Consider the following 15,533-nt stretch of genomic DNA (forward strand, 5'->3'; position numbering starts at 1 on the left):
TCCGCCTTGCAAGCTTTTAACTGGCCCGGGATTCTTACGAGCGCATGGTCTTCGTCACCATCAGGAGGAGAGGCCAGATGAAGAACCAGTCGTTCCGGGAAATTACCGAAGACGACATCGCGGCAGCGCTTGACGGAGCCTCTTTCAAAGGCTGGCCTGCTGATGAAAGCGAACTGCTCGAATTGGTCAACATCGTCATGGACAGCGCGCAGGCAGCAGAGCTTGGCCAGTTGATCGGCGCCGCCCATGAGCCTTACCGCTTCCTCGCACGGGCCAGGTAGGCGCGGCGATCCCCTGCAAGTCGCCACGCCGTGCGCGCTAATGGTCGATCTCATCCGAATGACTACGCACTTATGCACATTGTGAGCCCGTTTGCGGCGAGCGGAGCCAGAGCACTCGATTGCGGGCCTGCTTAGGGCTTGTGGCGTTGGAAGCCCTTGCCGGGGTGCGATTGCATATGGTTCAATATCCCCGCGTCCGTTGCGGGGCGGAGGCAAGGTGAAAGGTAAAGCGACATGACGGGTGACTTGCCGAAGTTTCAGAAGCACTGACTGAGCCGCTCAGCCGACGATGATCGCCTATGAGAAGCGGTTCTGGGTGTTGGCGGCAATGCTCGCGGCCTTGGCTGGCTTCGTTGACGCAATCGGGTTCATCAGCCTCGGCGGCTTTTTCGTATCCTTCATGAGCGGCAATTCCACTCGCGTCGCGGTCGGGCTGGTTCGGGATATACCGGCAGCATTCATTGCCGGATCTTTGGTCTTGTCGTTCGTCTTCGGCGTGATCGCAGGAACGTGCGTCGCTTCCCGCGCCACCCGGCACCGAAAACCCGCAGTGCTGGCGCTCGTGACAGTGCTTCTCACCGCAGCAGCATCGTTGAGCGAAGTGACTTCCCACCTGCCGGCCGCGATGGTTCTCGCGGCGGCTATGGGCGCGGAGAATGCCGTCTTCCAGCGCAACGGCGAAGTTTCGATCGGGGTGACCTACATGACTGGTGCCTTGGTCAAGCTGGGGCAGCATATCGCTGCGGCTCTCATGGGCGGCCCGAAGTGGAATTGGGCACCTTACCTGATCTTGTGGGCATCCTTGGTTTGCGGGGCTTGCTTGGGCGCCTCCACCTTCATCCGGGCCGGTAACGTCGCGATCTGGATGGCCGTGGTCGCAGCCGCATCAATGACCGCATATGCTGCTATGGCAGGCCCATCGAAGCGCGCACCATAGGGTTGCCGGGCAGGTGCGCGCGATCATCCCGGAATCCTCAATAGGCATCCTCGGGGACTTTAAGGCATTCCGCTACCCGCTCGACGATGGGGGCGTACTTGGCTGCGAGGCTTTCAGGATAGCGGAACCGGAGCGCTATCAACCGATCGCCCACTCGGACGGCCTTCGTGTAGAGGGCTTGGTCAACCCGCGTCCCGGAAACGACAAACCAGTTCTCACCCCGTGCAATCAGGGCGACATGGGTCAGCCTTTCCTGCTCGATCCGTAACGGTTCGGCCAACGTTTCGCGGGTGTAGTCGATGCTCCCGGCGATCAACTGTGCGCTGTCTCTCGATTCCAATGCGATCGCGTGACCCGTGTCCGATACCCTACGCTGCTGGAACACGTCGGCCGGGTAGCAGATCGAGAAAGGGAAAGGTTCGCTTTGCCAGACCGCCCATTCGGCAGCTTTGGCTAAGGCCGGGAGCTGACCTGCAGTCAGCGCCAGAAAGAGCGGCGACATCGCTTGAAACAGGTTCTTCACTCATCGATCTCCAGTATCCGGACATAGCGCTCGAGCAGTCGCGCCCGGTCGGGCACGCCCGCAATCGGTGAGATCACTGAAGTGCGCAACAAGGGCATGTGGGGCAAGTCTGGTTACATCGGCGCGCGTGTCGTCTCGCTCAACCTCAACGGTCGCAATGTGCGCCTGTCCGGCACGTTCGATGACAAGGGCGTCACCGGCACGGGCGGCGTCGTGGCACCCATCGCGCTCGTTCCGATCGCAGGCTTTCTCACCACCGGCACCAGCGCGTTCATCGCCAGTGGATCGTCCGTAAAGGGCTTCCTGGATGAGGATCTCGCGTTTCAGGCCGTCCAGCCTCAGGTGATTTCGGTGCCCACAGCGGTTCCGGCCGTGGCGCCTGCCCCTGCGGTGCTGACGACGGCCTCGGTCACTAAGTAAGGCCGCAGGTTTCGCTTCCCTCGCAGTTTACGGCTGCGGGGGACAGTTGCTGCTTCTGTCTCGATCGAGGCCGCCCGGCCAAGCCTTCTCACTGGAACGTGCGTCAAGCCTAACTTGACACGTGAAGTTGCTTCAACCATATCGTGAAGCGTGGAGATCGAGAGCATCACCGATAAGGCGCTGCGCCGTTTCGTGGAAACGGGTTCGACCAAAGGCCTTATCGGAGACGCCAATCGGCTCCGCAAGATGATTGCCTTCATCGACGCGGCCGGATCTCTGGATGAGCTTGCGATACCGCCGAACTATGGCCTGCACAGGCTGACGGGGGATCGCGACGGAACCTGGTCGATGGCCGTGACGAAGAACTGGCGCCTGAACCTTCCAGATCACGGGAGGGGGCGCTGACCGATATGGATTTGGAGGACTATCATGGCGATTAAGCTGCATCCGTCGATCCACGTCCATGCCGGGGAGTGGCTCAAGTCCGAGATCGTGCAGCCTTACGGCCTGACGGTTAAGGCTCTGGCCGAACATTTCGGCGTCTCGCGTCAAGCATTGAGCACGTTGTTCAACGGGCATTCCGCTCTGACGGCAGAGATGGCTATCCGTTTCGAGAAGGCGTTTGGGGTGAAGGCCGATACCCTGATGCGCATGCAGACTGCTTTCGATCTGGCGCAAGCTCGTGCGCACGAGGGTGACATCGCAGTCGGCAAGCTGGAACTGACTCGCGCGGCTTGAGAGGCCGATACAGCCTGCGTTCCGGCATCTAAGGTATATGAAGCGCTGGCCTAATGCTGAGCCCACATGCAAGGTCGTTCGCATCCGTCCCGGTTTCGGCAGCGCTCACGCATGAATCCAGTAGACAGAAGCATGAAAGCGCCGAATAGCCGGGCAGGAGGGAGAGTAAGCGACGGCGTCTACCTCGGCGCCGAACGTTTTATTTCCCTGTCTTTATGCGCCGAAGTGAAGTAGATGCCTGCCATCAAGAGAAGGCGTAGTCCGTGTCTTCCCAGGTACAGCGTTTAACGCGCCCGCCCTTGGGGTGAAGCAGACCTCAACGGGCACCAATCACATCAGCGCAACTTGATCTATGTTGTGCACACCCTCGCGTTTCGGTGCGATCTTCTGTCGTCCTCCCGAGGGACTAGGCATCGTCGATCTCCAGAAGCACGACGATGACGTGGGCGCGATGCTCGATTCCATCGCGCCCATAATCCCTCGGATGTGACGGGGATCGGGGGTGAGCATGCCGCGTTACACCATATTGTCCGTACACCCGGCACGCGATCCTTTGGAGATCGACACGAATGACGTGATTGTCGCGTTGAGCGCTGTTCAGGCCGGCTGGGTCGGCGTCGTCGATATTCTTGAGGACGGTTGCTACATGTTCTCGTGCGATATGACACTGGATCCCGATTGGAAAATCTTCCGGCGGCGTTGGGTGTGAGGTCAGATCAGCCACCTGATTTGCAACTTCATCGGCCTCACCAGCATCTCGGGGACAACCCTTGACGCCGATAAACGATGCCTTCTTGTGGGGCCGAAAAGCGGCACGCGATGGCCTGTCATCGGCCTGCAATCCTTACCGGGGCACTGCCGCACGCGCAGAGTGGGCACGAGGTCATGCTACGGAACGCCATCACGAATGGTGGCTGCGTATGCAGGGGTGGCCCGGCCCACACCGAAGGCCCACTGGGCAGGATGACCCGATTTACGATGAACCGTTTTTTTCTAGCGATGGATCGAAAATGGGGATGATGCGTTTCTCATGTGAAACCTATCGAGGTAACCATGAACGCATTCAGCAACATCCATGCCTTTCCGGACACTGCTGGGTATAGCCGCTCGCTCTGTGCGGAGATTGAAGCTCTCCATTCCTTGGTGCATGCGGCTTGCCCGCCATCAGCTGTGGTCAGCATCTGCTTTGATGGGCACTTCAACCTGTTCGTGGATGTTCGATCCCTCGAAGAAGCTGCCACGGTAGAGGCAATCCTGCCTGATCTGGCTGGCGGCGCCTTCCGTGACCTTCGCAGATCCGGAACCCCGCACCAGCCTTTTCGCCACCGGGTGACTGCGACCATCGTAGGCTAACTACTCGCCGCCAAGGATTCTCGGAACTTGTTCGACGATTCCCCAGTTCCTTCGGCAAAATATAAAAGCATGCGATCCTGGGCCCGGCCGCGCTTCCACCATCGATTGCCGGTTGGGCCAACCTCTTCCAGACATCCTTGTAAATAATACGGGGCTGGCATTGCCTAGCCTGTGCAACAACCCACCGTTTTACGGGCGCGACACGGTCTGCATCAGACGTCGCGACTGGCTATCTGCCTCTCCATAAAGGCCAGAATGCTGGCAACCGTGATCCGGGTCGAACGGCCGATCTTGAACACTTCAAGTTCGCGAGCCGCAATCAGCTCATACCCCTTTGTACGGCCGATGCTGAGCATGGCGAAGGCTTCCTTAGGTGGCAGTGCGATTGGTTGCATGAATGCCTTGGATCAATGGGAAGAACGACCGCTCCACAGCCGACGAGAATCGGCTGCAAGCAGAGGTAGCAGTTGAGCTATCGGGGAGCTATTATGGGAACAGGCGCATAATCGCCAAATTTTCCCTTATTTATCAATATTTCTTGGCGGACAGGGTGGGATTCGAACCCACGGTGAGCTTGCACCCACGGCGGTTTTCAAGACCGCTGCCTTAAACCACTCGGCCACCTGTCCGCTCAATTGCTGCGCATAGCCCAAAGTGGCGCGGGCGCAAGGGGTTGATGCTCGGTGAAGGGCATCGGGCTTGCGGCGACTGTCCACGACGAGAGGCGGCAGGCCATTTGCAACCGGTTCGCTTTGTGCGAAGTTTCCTCGCGATGACCCCTGTAATAACCCTTGCGGCATTCATGCGATCGCTGCGTCTTCCCGTCTTCGCCGTCGTGCTTGCGCTTCCCGCCGCGCAGGCCTGCGCGCAACCGGAGTCCTTTCCCGATTACTTGCGCACGGTCGCCTCGCATGCCCGATCCCAAAGTGTGAGCGAAGCCGCCATCACCAGCGTGCTGACCGGCCTCACGCCCAACGAGAGGGTCATCGCGCTCGATACCTCGCAGCCCGGCAGCCGCGGGGCGCCGCCGCCACTGGCGCCTTATATCGCGCAGCACGTGGGCAGTTCGATCGTGGCGCGCGGCAAGTCGCGCTATACTTCACTTGCCTCGATCCTGCCGCAGATCGAGCGGCGATATGGCGTGCCCGCGCCGATTCTCTTCGCGATCTGGGGGCATGAGACCAATTTCGGCAGCTACACTGGCGACTTCGACCTCGCACGCTCGCTGGCGACGCTGGCCTGGGAAGGGCGCCGCCGCGAGCTGTTCGAGAGCGAGCTTATCGCCCTGATGAAGATGGTCGACCGGGGCGTGCCGCGGTCGCAGCTCAAGGGCAGCTGGGCAGGGGCCTTCGGGTATCCCCAGTTCCTGCCGAGCGTCTACTTGCGCCTTGCCGTCGATGGCGACGGGGACGGGCGGGCGGATATCTTCTCCAGTTCGGCCGACACGCTGGCCTCGATCGCGAACTATTTCCGCGACGCGGGTTGGCGCACCGGTGAGCCCTGGGGCGTGCGGGCCAGCCTGCCGTCCGGGTTCAACGTAAACGCCTATGCGACGAAGTTGTCGTCGCCGTCATGCGCCGCAGTTCATGCGCGCCATTCGCAGTGGAAGCCGGTTTCGCAATGGCGCGCCCTTGGCGTGGCGCCGCAGGGCGCGATCGGCGGCGATGTCCTCGCCTCGCTGTTCCAGCCCGACGGTCCGGGCACTCCGGCTTATCTGTTAACCGGTAATTATCGGGTGATCCTCCAGTACAACTGCTCGAACTACTACGCCATGTCCGTGGGGTTGCTTGCAGATGAGATTGCCCGTTAACCATGCCCTGCCGCTTGCGGCGCTGATCCTGCTCGGTTCGGGAGGGGCCTTGGCCGCTTCCCGCACTCCGCAGGTCGCTGCTCCTGCTACGGGGCCTGCCGCCGATTATCCGGTCGTCGTCGGCGAACCTTTCACCATCGGCAGCACCGTCTGGACGCCGACCGACCAGCTCAACTACGACGCGGTCGGCGGTGTCATCACCGGCGAAGGCACCGGCGTGACTGCCGCGCACAAGACTTTGCCATTGCCCAGCTATGCGGAGGTGACAGCGCTCGACACCGGCCGCACCATCCTCGTACGGATCGAGAGGCGCGGCCCGATGGTAAACGATGCACTCATCGAACTGTCGGCCGATGCTTCGGCGCAGATCGGTCTCGCTCCCGGCTCCAGGGCGCAAGTGCGGGTACGCCGCGTCAATCCGCCGGAGCAGGAGCGCGCGCTCCTTCGGGCCGGCGGCCGGGCGCCGGAGCGCATGGAAACGCCCGAAGGACTGCTCAAGGTCCTGCGCCGCAAACTGGCGGATCAGTCGCCGCTGGTCCCGCCGCCTTCCACGCCGCCGGCAATGCCTGCGGGAGAACCGCCTGCGATGGTCAAGGCTCCGGCCGCGAAGCCGGTGGCAGCACCGAAGGTGGCCAGGCCCGCATCCGTCGCCCCGACCGTACCGCCCGCCGCCCGCCCGTCGCAAACGGTGCCCCCTTCGCCGCCCAAGGCCCCCGCTCCGAAGCCCGCCGCTCCGGCGGCGAAGCCCAAACCGGAAGCGGCCAAGCCTGCCGAGAAGGGCTCGACTTACGTACAGGTAGCCGCGTTTTCCTCCGAATCCTCGGCTCGCAAGGTCGCCGCGCAACTCGGTGGCAGCGTGTCCCCGGCAGGCAAGTTCTGGCGCGTGCGGCTCGGTCCTTACGCGAACCGTGCAAAAGCCGCGCCGGCGCTGGAGAAGGCGAAAGGCGCGGGCTATAGGGATGCCCGAATCCTCGGCGCGGACTGAACCTGAAACGTCTCCCGCGCGCAGCCAGACGCCGACAGGCGCGCGGGAGAAGTCGGGTCTTGAAGTCGTTTTCCAATATCGTGAAGCTGGCCCTGGCCGTAACCATACCGGCGAGTGCCTCGGCCGCCTCCATCCCGGCCCCGCCGCCGCAGGTTGCGCCGATACCGGTAAGTCTGCTGGTCGATCTCGGCTCCGGCCAGGTGTTGGCGCAGAAACATCCCGATACGCCCTTCCTGCCCGCCTCGGTGACCAAGGTGATGACCGCCTACGTCGCCTTCGAGGAAATCGGCGCGGGCCGTCTCCGCATGGACCGCCAGTTCCAGGAGCGCCCCGAGACCGAGAAGGAATGGTTCGCCAAGGGCACCAACATGTACATCACGACCAAGGACAGGCCGACCACGCGCGACCTGCTCCATGGCATCATGACCGCTTCGGCGAACGATGCCGCCGTCGTGCTGGGCGAGGGCTATGCGGGCAGCGTGCAGGGCTGGGCGGCGAAGATGAACGACGCCGCGCGGCGACTCGGCATGACGCGCAGTCACTATAACACTCCCAACGGCTGGATGGACGAGGGCAACACCTACGTCACCGCCAGCGATCTCGTGCGCCTCGCCGACGCCATGATCACGCGCTATCCCGACCTCTACCGCGAGTTCTCGGGCCACAAGCACTGGATCTGGCGCGACGTCCACATGCGCAGCCACGACCCGACGGTGGGCGTCGTGCCCGGCGCGGACGGCATCAAGACTGGATATACCCGCGAGGCTGGCTACAACTTCCTCGGCACGGCCGAGCGTGGGGGGCGCCGCCTCGTCATGGTGCTGGCGGGATCGCCGCTGCCCAAGGTGCGCGACGATGCGGCAAAGGCGCTGCTCGAATGGGGCTTTGCCGCGTGGGACACCCGCCACCTCTTCGACCAGGGCCAGACGATCGCGCAGGCCAAGGTTCAAGGCGGCGACGCCCGCTCGCTGCCGCTCGTCGCCAACCGCGAGGTTCACGCCACCATCCCGCGCGGCACTCAGCCGGGCATCACGCTTGCCGTCCACTACAGCGGACCGATCAAGGCGCCGATCCGCAAGGGCGAGCAGGTCGGCGAACTGGAGATCCGCGTCGCCGGGCTCGCACCGGGCCGCGTGCCGCTCTACGCGGGGCGTGACGTGGGGACTGCCGGATGGCTGGACAGGCTGCTGAACGGGCTTATCAACCTGTTCACATGATGCAGGGTCGATTCATCGCGCTCGAGGGGGGGGAAGGGGCGGGCAAGTCCACGCAGGCCCGCCTGCTGGCCGAAGCCTTGCGTGGGCTTGGCCTGAAGGTGGTCACCACCCGCGAGCCGGGCGGCACTCCGGGGGCAGAGGCGATCCGTGCCCTGCTCCTCGATGGCGTCGAGGGGGACGGCGGCGAAAGCTGGAACCCGCGCGCCGAGGCGCTTTTGTTCGCCGCCGCACGATCCGACCATGTCCACCGCCTGATCCGCCCGGCGCTTGCGCGCGGGGCATGGGTGATCTGCGACCGCTATCTCGATTCGAGCCGCGCTTATCAGGGCGGCGGCGGTGGTCTGTCCGACGCCGACATCGCCTCCCTCCACGCCATCGGCAGCGAGGGGCTACTGCCCGACCTGACGCTGCTGGTGGAAGTCACGCCTGCGGTGGCCGTGCACAGGCTTGCCCTGCGCGACACCGATGGCAGCGACCGCATCGGCGGGCGGGACGCCGCCTATCACGCCCGCGTGGCCAGCGCGTTCTCGGTCTTCGCCGAGGCGGAGCCCGCCCGCTTCGCCCGGATCGACGGCGACGGCGATGCGCAGGCCACCCATGCCCTCGTAATGACGGCGCTGGCACCGCTACTGTCATGACCATGGACAAGCCCTTCATCGGTCAGGACGCCGCGTGGCAGGAATGGCTGGCCGCCATCGCATCCGAGCGCATGCACCATGCTTGGCTACTGAGCGGCGGCAAGGGCCTGGGCAAGCGCGCTTTCGCGCGCGCTGCGGCCGCCGAACTGGTCCGTCAGCCGGGCCACCCGATGCCTGACGTGGAAACGCATCCCGACATCCATATCCTCGACCACCTTCCCGCCAATGACGACGAGGTGAAGAAGAAGGCCGAGGGCAAGCCTTACCAGACCAAGCGCAACATCACCGTCGATCAGGTGCGCGGCATGATCCGCCGCCTCGCGATCAAGCCCACGCTTGGCGATCGCCGCGCCATCGTGATCGACCCGGCCGACGACATGGAGAAGGGCGCCGTCAACGCGCTTCTCAAAGCGTTGGAAGAGCCGCCCGCCGGTACGTATTTCCTTCTCGTCACGCATCAGCCCGGCCGCCTGCTGCCCACCATCCGTTCGCGCTGCCGCGTCCTCCGCTTCGCCGCACTCGGGCCGGAACAACTCGACTCTGTCATCCGCCGCGATGCGCCCCAGGCCGATGCCGCCGCGCGCGCGGCCGCGATCGCTGCCGCGCAAGGGTCGCCCGGCGTGGCGCTCGATATCGTCGAGCACGATCTCGGCGGCATTCACGCGCTGATGATGCGCATCCTGCAGCGCGGCGACCCTGACTTCGCCTTACGCGGTGCACTGGCCGAAGAGATGGGCGGCAGACCGGCACGCGACCGTCAGTTGGCAGCGCTTGAGCTTGCCCGCGCCGTCCTCGTCCAGCAGCTTCGCGATGCCCCGCGTCGACGCCAGCTCGGAATTATCGAAGCCTATGGCGCCTTGACGACGCTGGCGACGCAGGCTCCGACCTACAATTTCGATGCCGGGCTCCTCATAATGGAAATTGGCGGGTTGCTGGCCTCGGCCGCGATGCCTAGAGAAGCGGCACGTTAGCGCGTTCGCAGGACTCCTGAGTGAAGTTCAGAACGCACTTGAAGATCGATCTGTAAACTCCAGTCAGGAAAGCGCGACGCCGCATGGGCGAGCCCTATTACATCACCACCGCCATCAGCTACCCCAACGGGCGGCCCCACATCGGCCATGCTTACGAGGCCATCGCCGCCGATGTGATCGCCCGTTTCAAGAAGGCGGAAGGCTTCGACGTCCGGTTCCAGACCGGCACGGACGAACACGGCCTGAAGATGGCCCAGAAGGCGCGCGACCTCGACACCACGCCGGCGGCGCTCGCGGATGAAATGTCGTCCTACTTCAAGGAGATGTGCGACGCTCTGAACATCGGTTACGATGTCTTCATCCGCACCACCGAACCGCGCCATCACGCCGCGACGCAGGAACTGTGGCGCCGCATGGAAGCGAATGGCGACCTTTATCTCGACCGCTACGAAGGCTGGTATTCGGTACGCGACGAGGCGTATTACGACGAAAGCGAACTGCAGGCGGGTGAGGATGGCGGCAAGCTGTCTCCGCAAGGTACGCCGGTGGAATGGACCGTCGAGGAATCGTGGTTCTTCCGCTTGTCCAAATATCAGGACAAGCTGCTGGAACTCTATGCCGCAGGCGAGTTCATCCGCCCGGAAAACCGCCGCAACGAAATCCAGCGCTTCGTCGAAGGCGGGCTTCGCGACTTGTCGGTCTCTCGCACCAGCTTCGACTGGGGCATCAAGGTTCCGGGCAGCGACAACCATGTGATGTACGTCTGGGTCGATGCCCTGACGAACTACATCACCGGCCTCGGCTTCCCCGAGGAAGAGGGCGATTTCGCGAAGTTCTGGCCCGCCGATGTCCACCTCATCGGCAAGGACATCGTCCGCTTCCACACCGTCTACTGGCCTGCCTTCCTGATGAGCGCCGGCCTGGAATTGCCCAGGCAGGTCTTCGGCCACGGCTTCCTGCTTAATCGCGGCCAGAAGGAATCGAAGTCACTCGGCAACGTCACCGACCCGATCGGTCTGGCCGAGACGTACGGCGTCGATACCCTGCGCTACTTCTTCCTGCGCGAAGTCGCCTTCGGGCAGGACGGTTCGTGGTCGCACGAAGCCATCGTGACGCGTGCCAACGCCGAACTCGCCAACAGCTTCGGCAATCTAGCCCAGCGCAGCCTGTCCATGATTTTCAAGAACATGGATGGTGAACTGAAAGCTGGACTTGAAGAAAGCGAAGCCGACACCGCGCTGTTCGCAGCCGTGGCTGAGGCCGTCTCCGGACTGCGCTCGGCGTTCGACGCGCTAGATTTCAGCACCGGCCTTGAAGCCTGGATGCGCGGCGTCTTCGCCTGCAACCAGTACGTAGATGAACAGGCCCCATGGGCGCTGCGCAAGAGCGACCCCGCTCGCATGGAAGCCGTATTGATGACGCTTTTCCGCGTCGTACGCGATCTCGCCATCGCCGTTCGTCCTGTCGTGCCGACCGCGATCGACGCCTTGCTCGACCAGATGGGACAGACGATCGACGCGCGTGACTACGCCGCGCTTGCCGATACCGGCTGGTTCGACGCACTCGCCGGTTCGGGCTTCAAGGTCGACAAGCCGCAAGGCGTATTCCCGCGACTGGAACTGCCCGAGGAAGCCGCAGCCTGATGCTGATCGATTCCCACTGCCATCTCGAATACGAAGGTCTGGTCGAGGATCAGCAGGCCGTGCTCGCACGCGCCCGCGATGCCGGGATCAAGGGCTTTCTCAACATCTCGACCCGGCAGCGAGAATGGGACCGCGTGGTCGCCACCGCCGCACGCGAACCCGACGTCTGGGCCTCGGTCGGCATCCACCCGCACGAAGCGGACCAGCATGCCGATCTGGGCGAGGGCGCCCTGCTCGAAGCCGCAGCCCATCCGCGCGTGATCGGCATCGGCGAGACCGGTCTGGATTATTATTACGACAAGTCCGACCGCGAGGTTCAACAGGCGCTTTTCCGCACGCACATCGCCGTTTCCCGCGAGACCGGCCTACCCATCATTATCCACACCCGGGATGCAGAAGACGACACCGCGCGCATTCTCACCGAGGAGATGGGGAAGGGCGCCTTCCCGGCGCTGATCCACTGCTTCACCGCCAGCGCCGACTTCGGCCGCAAGGTTCTCGAACTCGGGCTGACGATCAGCATTTCAGGCATCGTGACATTCAAGAATGCGAAGGACTTGCAGGAGGTCGTGAAGACCATTCCTGAAGATCGCCTGCTGATCGAAACCGACTCGCCGTTCCTGGCTCCGATCCCGCATCGCGGCCGCAAGTGCGAACCAGCCTTTACCGCCGATACGGCCGCTTTCGTCGCGAACCTGCGGGGAACGACCGTGACGCAACTCGGCGAGGCCACGACACGCAACTTCTTCGCGCTGTTCTCCAAGGCGCAGTACGCGTGAAGGTCACGGTCCTCGGCAGCGGCACATCGACCGGAGTGCCCCGGCTCGGCGGCGAGAACGGCGGCGCCGACTGGGGACTGTGCGATCCGGATGAGCCGCGCAACCGTCGCACACGGGTGTCGATCCTGCTCGAAAGCGACGCCGGTGCCCGTATCCTCGTCGACACTTCGACCGACTTGCGCGCACAACTGCTTGCCAACGACATCCATCGCATCGATGCGGTGTTCTGGACGCACGACCACGCCGACCATTGCCATGGTATCGATGACCTGCGCCCGCTGCGCTACGGCCGCGCCGGACCGATCCCGGGTTATGCGGACTCCGAAACCGTGCGGCGGTTGCGGCAGCGGTTCGGCTACGTCTTTGCCGGACAGCACGGCTACCCAACGCTGATTTCTCTGGAGAATCTCGATACCCTGCGGCTGTGCGAAGGCTTTCGCATAGGCCATACGCAGATGCCTCATGGCGGGATGGATTCGACCGGATTCCTGTTCGATGCCGCTGGAAAATCAGTCGGTTATGCCACGGACTTCAACCAGATTACGCGTGGCATGATCGATCTGTTCTATGGCTGCGACCTGCTGATCGTCGATTGCCTGCGCCGTGAACCGCACCCCACGCATGCCCATCTGGCGATGTCGCTGGAACTGGCTGAAGTCTGCCGGGTGGGAACGGCCGTGCTGACGCATCTCGACAAGAGCATGGACTATGCCACACTGAGCGCTTCGGTGCCTGCGAACGTGCAGGTCGCTTATGATGGACTGGTGCTTACGCCGTGAACACGACAGCCATGATCGTCTCGATGATCTCCATCGTCGGTTGCCTGGTCCTGGCGCTGCGCAATCCTCAAATCCGTGGACTTGGCGGCGGACAGGCACTGCGTCTTGCGGCTATCTGGGCCGCGATCATCATCGCGCTCGTGGTCGTCATCCAGTGGTCCGGCTTGAGGATCGGCTGATGACCAGCCTCCGATCAGCCATCCGTTATTTTACATAATCATCATTATCAACTCAGGCATGACCCAGATCCGACACCAACAGATCGACCGCCTCCTGACCATCATGGCCCGCCTGCGCGATCCGCAGGACGGTTGTGAATGGGACAAGGAGCAGACTTTCGCAACGATCGCTCCTTACACGATCGAGGAAGCCTACGAAGTCGCCGAAGCCATCGCGCATGACGATTTGCCGTCCTTGCGCGAGGAACTCGGCGACCTGTTGCTGCAGGTCGTCTTCCATGCCCGTATGGCGGAAGAACTTGGGCATTTCGCGTTCGGCGATGTCGCTGCCGCCATTTCCGACAAGCTCGAGGCGCGGCATCCTCATATCTTCGGCGATGACGCGACCGGAGATGCCCAAACCGATCGCTGGGAAAAACTGAAGGCCAAGGAACGTGCCGCCAAGGGCGCGACCAGTGCCATCGACGGAGTGGCGATGTCGCTCCCGGCATTGATGCGGGCGGAGAAACTGCAGAAGCGCGCGGCTCGCGTCGGTTTCGACTGGCCCGATCCGAGCGGAGCGGCCGACAAGGTCCGCGAGGAAATGCAGGAACTGGCCGAAGCATCCGCTGCCGAGCGACTGGAACAAGCAGGCGACCTGCTTTTCGCGGCAGTCAATCTGGTAAGGCTGAACGGCATAGCGCCTGAAGACGCTCTGCGGGCAGCGAACGTAAAGTTCGAGCGCCGGTTCCGCGCCATGGAAGCGCTGTCAGCCGAGGACAATCGCGACTTCGCAACGCTTTCTCTGGAGGAACAGGAAGCGTACTGGCAGGCCGTCAAGCGCAGCGAATAAGCTGCACACGACGGCCGCACAATACCCCCCATGACAGCGCTCAGAGCGCCTTGAAGCGCCCGAACTCCCGCTCTGAAAGGCGCACCTCCAGCCTCATCTGCGGCCCCTGCTCGCCTTCTCCGGCATCCTCTTCGGACACGACTTCGCCGCGCGCGTGGAGAAATGCGAAGCGCTGGCCGTCAGCGACCGGCAGCACGAAGCTGTAGATCCTGGAATCTCGCGTCAGGTTGCGACTGGCGATGTCGAGCAGCGCGTCGCAGCCCTCTCCGGTCAGCGCCGAGACGGGAACAATGACCTCCCCTTCCCGGTGCATGGACACCTCGCGGAGTTCATGCGCCTGGTCGGGGTCCAGCAGATCCCACTTGTTCCAGACCTCGATGATCGGCACCTGCGGCTCGGGCTCGTCATCCGGCTCGTCGTCCGACCAGTCGAGCGCGGGAGCCTGGCGCGCCTTGCGATCGTCGAGCGGGGGCTGGATCACGCCGAGATCAGCCAGGACATCGAGGACTTGACGCTTCTGCGCCTCGGTGTCCGGGTTGGCGATGTCGCGAACGTGAAGAATCACGTCGGCGGCGGTCACTTCCTCAAGCGTCGCACGGAAGGCGGCAATCAGTTCGGTGGGCAAGTCCGAGATGAAACCCACCGTGTCCGACAGAATCGCCTTTTCGAGACCCGGCATGCGGATTGCCCGCATCGTCGGGTCGAGCGTCGCGAACAGCAGGTTTTCCGCCATGACGCTGGCACCGGTGAGCCGATTGAACAGCGTCGATTTGCCGGCGTTGGTATAGCCGACGAGCGCGACCACCGGCCACGGCGCCTTCTCGCGGCGGTCGCGATGGAGGCCGCGGGTGCGGCGTACCTGCTCGAGTTCGCGGCGGATCTTGGCCATACGATCGCGGATCATGCGGCGGTCGGCCTCGATCTGCGTCTCGCCGGGACCGCCGAGGAAGCCGAAGCCGCCGCGCTGGCGCTCGAGGTGAGTCCAACTGCGGACAAGGCGCCCCGCCTGGTAATCGAGGTGCGCCAGTTCCACCTGCAGGCGGCCTTCCGCCGTCGCTGCCCGCTCGCCGAAGATTTCGAGGATGAGCCCGGTGCGATCGATGACCTTGCGCTTGAGCTTCTCTTCCAGGTTGCGCTGCTGGATCGCCGACAGCGAACCGTCGACGATGATGAGTTCGGCCTCGTTCAGAGTGCAGGCCGTGGAGATATTCTGGATCTGGCCTTCGCCGAACAGCGTGCCCGGGCGCGCCTCGCGAATGACGATCGCCACCGCCTCGACCACTTCGAGGCCGATCGCGAGCGCAAGCCCCCTCGCCTCCTCAAGACGAGCTTCGGGGTCGAGATCGTTCCTCTCACCCCTTGGCCCACGCATTTGCGGATATACGACGAGGGCACGCGCACCGCGCGTGACCTCCCCCTTCAGTTCATCGTTCAATTTTGTTCAGCTT

General features: G+C 63.3%; 20 protein-coding genes and 1 tRNA gene. 17 read left to right on the forward strand and 4 right to left on the reverse strand.

Translation table 11 applies throughout. The features are described 5' to 3' along the window. Nucleotides 1-77 precede the first annotated feature (77 nt). Entirely contained in the window at nucleotides 78-281 is a 204-nt protein-coding gene (locus BES08_RS04140) for a hypothetical protein (RefSeq protein ID WP_156799759.1), read from the forward strand. Between the two features lie 289 nt (nucleotides 282-570). Continuing rightward, nucleotides 571-1,218, forward strand: a complete 648-nt coding sequence (locus BES08_RS04145) for a YoaK family protein (RefSeq protein ID WP_069707723.1) — start codon at nucleotides 571-573, stop codon at nucleotides 1,216-1,218. Between the two features lie 37 nt (nucleotides 1,219-1,255). Here BES08_RS04145 and BES08_RS04150 read toward each other — a convergent pair whose 3' ends face one another. Next, entirely contained in the window at nucleotides 1,256-1,741 is a 486-nt protein-coding gene (locus tag BES08_RS04150) for a hypothetical protein (protein ID WP_036530546.1), read from the reverse strand. Nucleotides 1,742-1,822: 81 nt separating this feature from the next. Here BES08_RS04150 and BES08_RS04155 point away from each other — a divergent pair, with 81 nt between their 5' ends. From BES08_RS04155 to BES08_RS31620, 5 genes are all read left to right on the forward strand, one after another. Beyond that, the gene (locus tag BES08_RS04155) at nucleotides 1,823-2,161 is read left to right on the forward strand and encodes a hypothetical protein (protein ID WP_375154517.1); all 339 of its coding nucleotides are present in this window, start codon (nucleotides 1,823-1,825) and stop codon (nucleotides 2,159-2,161) included. 150 nt (nucleotides 2,162-2,311) lie between these two features. After that, complete coding sequence (locus BES08_RS04160; protein ID WP_309141557.1) at nucleotides 2,312-2,566, forward strand: type II toxin-antitoxin system RelE/ParE family toxin; 255 nt, start codon at nucleotides 2,312-2,314, stop codon at nucleotides 2,564-2,566. Nucleotides 2,567-2,590: 24 nt separating this feature from the next. Then, a complete protein-coding gene (locus BES08_RS04165) occupies nucleotides 2,591-2,899 on the forward strand; it encodes a HigA family addiction module antitoxin (RefSeq protein ID WP_036530547.1) in 309 nt (102 codons plus the stop codon). Nucleotides 2,900-3,407: 508 nt separating this feature from the next. After that, nucleotides 3,408-3,608, forward strand: a complete 201-nt coding sequence (locus BES08_RS32645) for a hypothetical protein (RefSeq protein ID WP_155986480.1) — start codon at nucleotides 3,408-3,410, stop codon at nucleotides 3,606-3,608. A gap of 344 nt (nucleotides 3,609-3,952) precedes the next feature. After that, entirely contained in the window at nucleotides 3,953-4,252 is a 300-nt protein-coding gene (locus BES08_RS31620; protein ID WP_231958162.1) for a hypothetical protein, read from the forward strand. A gap of 212 nt (nucleotides 4,253-4,464) precedes the next feature. On the opposite strand, the gene BES08_RS04170 is transcribed toward BES08_RS31620, so the two are convergent. Together BES08_RS04170 and BES08_RS04175 are read right to left on the reverse strand one after the other, a co-directional pair. After that, nucleotides 4,465-4,647: a helix-turn-helix domain-containing protein gene (locus BES08_RS04170; RefSeq protein ID WP_036530551.1), complete on the reverse strand. Its 183-nt coding sequence runs from the start codon at nucleotides 4,645-4,647 to the stop codon at nucleotides 4,465-4,467. Nucleotides 4,648-4,791: 144 nt separating this feature from the next. After that, nucleotides 4,792-4,881: transfer RNA gene (locus BES08_RS04175), tRNA-Ser, on the reverse strand. A 173-nt stretch (nucleotides 4,882-5,054) separates the two neighbouring features. On the opposite strand from BES08_RS04175, the gene BES08_RS04180 reads away from it, so the two are divergent. The 10 genes from BES08_RS04180 (at nucleotide 5,055) to mazG (ending at nucleotide 14,085) form a co-directional block, all read left to right on the forward strand. After that, nucleotides 5,055-6,062, forward strand: a complete 1,008-nt coding sequence (locus BES08_RS04180) for a lytic murein transglycosylase (protein ID WP_155986481.1) — start codon at nucleotides 5,055-5,057, stop codon at nucleotides 6,060-6,062. Next, nucleotides 6,046-7,047: an SPOR domain-containing protein gene (locus BES08_RS04185; RefSeq protein WP_069707724.1), complete on the forward strand. Its 1,002-nt coding sequence runs from the start codon at nucleotides 6,046-6,048 to the stop codon at nucleotides 7,045-7,047. Before BES08_RS04180 ends, BES08_RS04185 begins: the two co-directional genes overlap by 17 nt. Before the next feature lie 59 nt (nucleotides 7,048-7,106). Then, complete coding sequence (locus BES08_RS04190; RefSeq protein ID WP_008828664.1) at nucleotides 7,107-8,264, forward strand: D-alanyl-D-alanine carboxypeptidase family protein; 1,158 nt, start codon at nucleotides 7,107-7,109, stop codon at nucleotides 8,262-8,264. Beyond that, entirely contained in the window at nucleotides 8,261-8,902 is a 642-nt protein-coding gene (gene tmk / locus BES08_RS04195) for a dTMP kinase (protein ID WP_036524790.1), read from the forward strand. The genes BES08_RS04190 and tmk overlap by 4 nt, the downstream gene beginning before the upstream one ends. Further along, the gene (locus tag BES08_RS04200) at nucleotides 8,899-9,873 is read left to right on the forward strand and encodes a DNA polymerase III delta subunit-related protein (RefSeq protein ID WP_036524788.1); all 975 of its coding nucleotides are present in this window, start codon (nucleotides 8,899-8,901) and stop codon (nucleotides 9,871-9,873) included. The genes tmk and BES08_RS04200 overlap by 4 nt, the downstream gene beginning before the upstream one ends. Nucleotides 9,874-9,956: 83 nt before the next feature. After that, a complete protein-coding gene (metG, locus tag BES08_RS04205) occupies nucleotides 9,957-11,516 on the forward strand; it encodes a methionine--tRNA ligase (protein WP_036524786.1) in 1,560 nt (519 codons plus the stop codon). Continuing rightward, nucleotides 11,516-12,295 (forward strand): TatD family hydrolase, encoded by a 780-nt coding sequence (locus BES08_RS04210; protein ID WP_036524784.1) that lies wholly within the window; start codon nucleotides 11,516-11,518, stop codon nucleotides 12,293-12,295. Before metG ends, BES08_RS04210 begins: the two co-directional genes overlap by 1 nt. Then, nucleotides 12,292-13,074 carry an MBL fold metallo-hydrolase gene (locus BES08_RS04215; protein WP_069707725.1) on the forward strand — a complete coding sequence of 261 codons (783 nt, stop codon included), beginning with the start codon at nucleotides 12,292-12,294 and terminating at the stop codon, nucleotides 13,072-13,074. Before BES08_RS04210 ends, BES08_RS04215 begins: the two co-directional genes overlap by 4 nt. Next, a complete protein-coding gene (locus BES08_RS04220) occupies nucleotides 13,071-13,253 on the forward strand; it encodes a hypothetical protein (RefSeq protein WP_036524782.1) in 183 nt (60 codons plus the stop codon). The genes BES08_RS04215 and BES08_RS04220 overlap by 4 nt, the downstream gene beginning before the upstream one ends. A gap of 58 nt (nucleotides 13,254-13,311) precedes the next feature. Beyond that, nucleotides 13,312-14,085 (forward strand): nucleoside triphosphate pyrophosphohydrolase, encoded by a 774-nt coding sequence (gene mazG / locus BES08_RS04225; protein WP_069707726.1) that lies wholly within the window; start codon nucleotides 13,312-13,314, stop codon nucleotides 14,083-14,085. A gap of 40 nt (nucleotides 14,086-14,125) precedes the next feature. Here the strand turns inward: mazG and hflX are convergent, their stop codons facing one another. Beyond that, nucleotides 14,126-15,520 (reverse strand): GTPase HflX, encoded by a 1,395-nt coding sequence (gene hflX / locus BES08_RS04230; RefSeq protein WP_036524778.1) that lies wholly within the window; start codon nucleotides 15,518-15,520, stop codon nucleotides 14,126-14,128. Nucleotides 15,521-15,533: the final 13 nt, after the last annotated feature.

It is taken from the genome of Novosphingobium resinovorum, from assembly GCF_001742225.1.
GTDB classification, from domain to species: domain Bacteria; phylum Pseudomonadota; class Alphaproteobacteria; order Sphingomonadales; family Sphingomonadaceae; genus Novosphingobium; species Novosphingobium resinovorum_A.

Bases quoted from the DNA above. Each gene is read 5' to 3' on its own strand.
- BES08_RS04140 (WP_156799759.1), top strand. From the start codon at position 78: ATGAAGAACCAGTCGTTCCGGGAAATTACCGAAGACGACATCGCGGCA.
- BES08_RS04145 (WP_069707723.1), top strand. From the start codon at position 571: ATGATCGCCTATGAGAAGCGGTTCTGGGTGTTGGCGGCAATGCTCGCG.
- BES08_RS04165 (WP_036530547.1), top strand. From the start codon at position 2,591: ATGGCGATTAAGCTGCATCCGTCGATCCACGTCCATGCCGGGGAGTGG.
- BES08_RS32645 (WP_155986480.1), top strand. From the start codon at position 3,408: ATGCCGCGTTACACCATATTGTCCGTACACCCGGCACGCGATCCTTTG.
- BES08_RS31620 (WP_231958162.1), top strand. From the start codon at position 3,953: ATGAACGCATTCAGCAACATCCATGCCTTTCCGGACACTGCTGGGTAT.
- BES08_RS04170 (WP_036530551.1), bottom strand. From the start codon at position 4,647: ATGCAACCAATCGCACTGCCACCTAAGGAAGCCTTCGCCATGCTCAGC.
- BES08_RS04180 (WP_155986481.1), top strand. From the start codon at position 5,055: ATGCGATCGCTGCGTCTTCCCGTCTTCGCCGTCGTGCTTGCGCTTCCC.
- BES08_RS04185 (WP_069707724.1), top strand. From the start codon at position 6,046: ATGAGATTGCCCGTTAACCATGCCCTGCCGCTTGCGGCGCTGATCCTG.
- tmk (WP_036524790.1), top strand. From the start codon at position 8,261: ATGATGCAGGGTCGATTCATCGCGCTCGAGGGGGGGGAAGGGGCGGGC.
- BES08_RS04200 (WP_036524788.1), top strand. From the start codon at position 8,899: ATGACCATGGACAAGCCCTTCATCGGTCAGGACGCCGCGTGGCAGGAA.
- metG (WP_036524786.1), top strand. From the start codon at position 9,957: ATGGGCGAGCCCTATTACATCACCACCGCCATCAGCTACCCCAACGGG.
- BES08_RS04210 (WP_036524784.1), top strand. From the start codon at position 11,516: ATGCTGATCGATTCCCACTGCCATCTCGAATACGAAGGTCTGGTCGAG.
- mazG (WP_069707726.1), top strand. From the start codon at position 13,312: ATGACCCAGATCCGACACCAACAGATCGACCGCCTCCTGACCATCATG.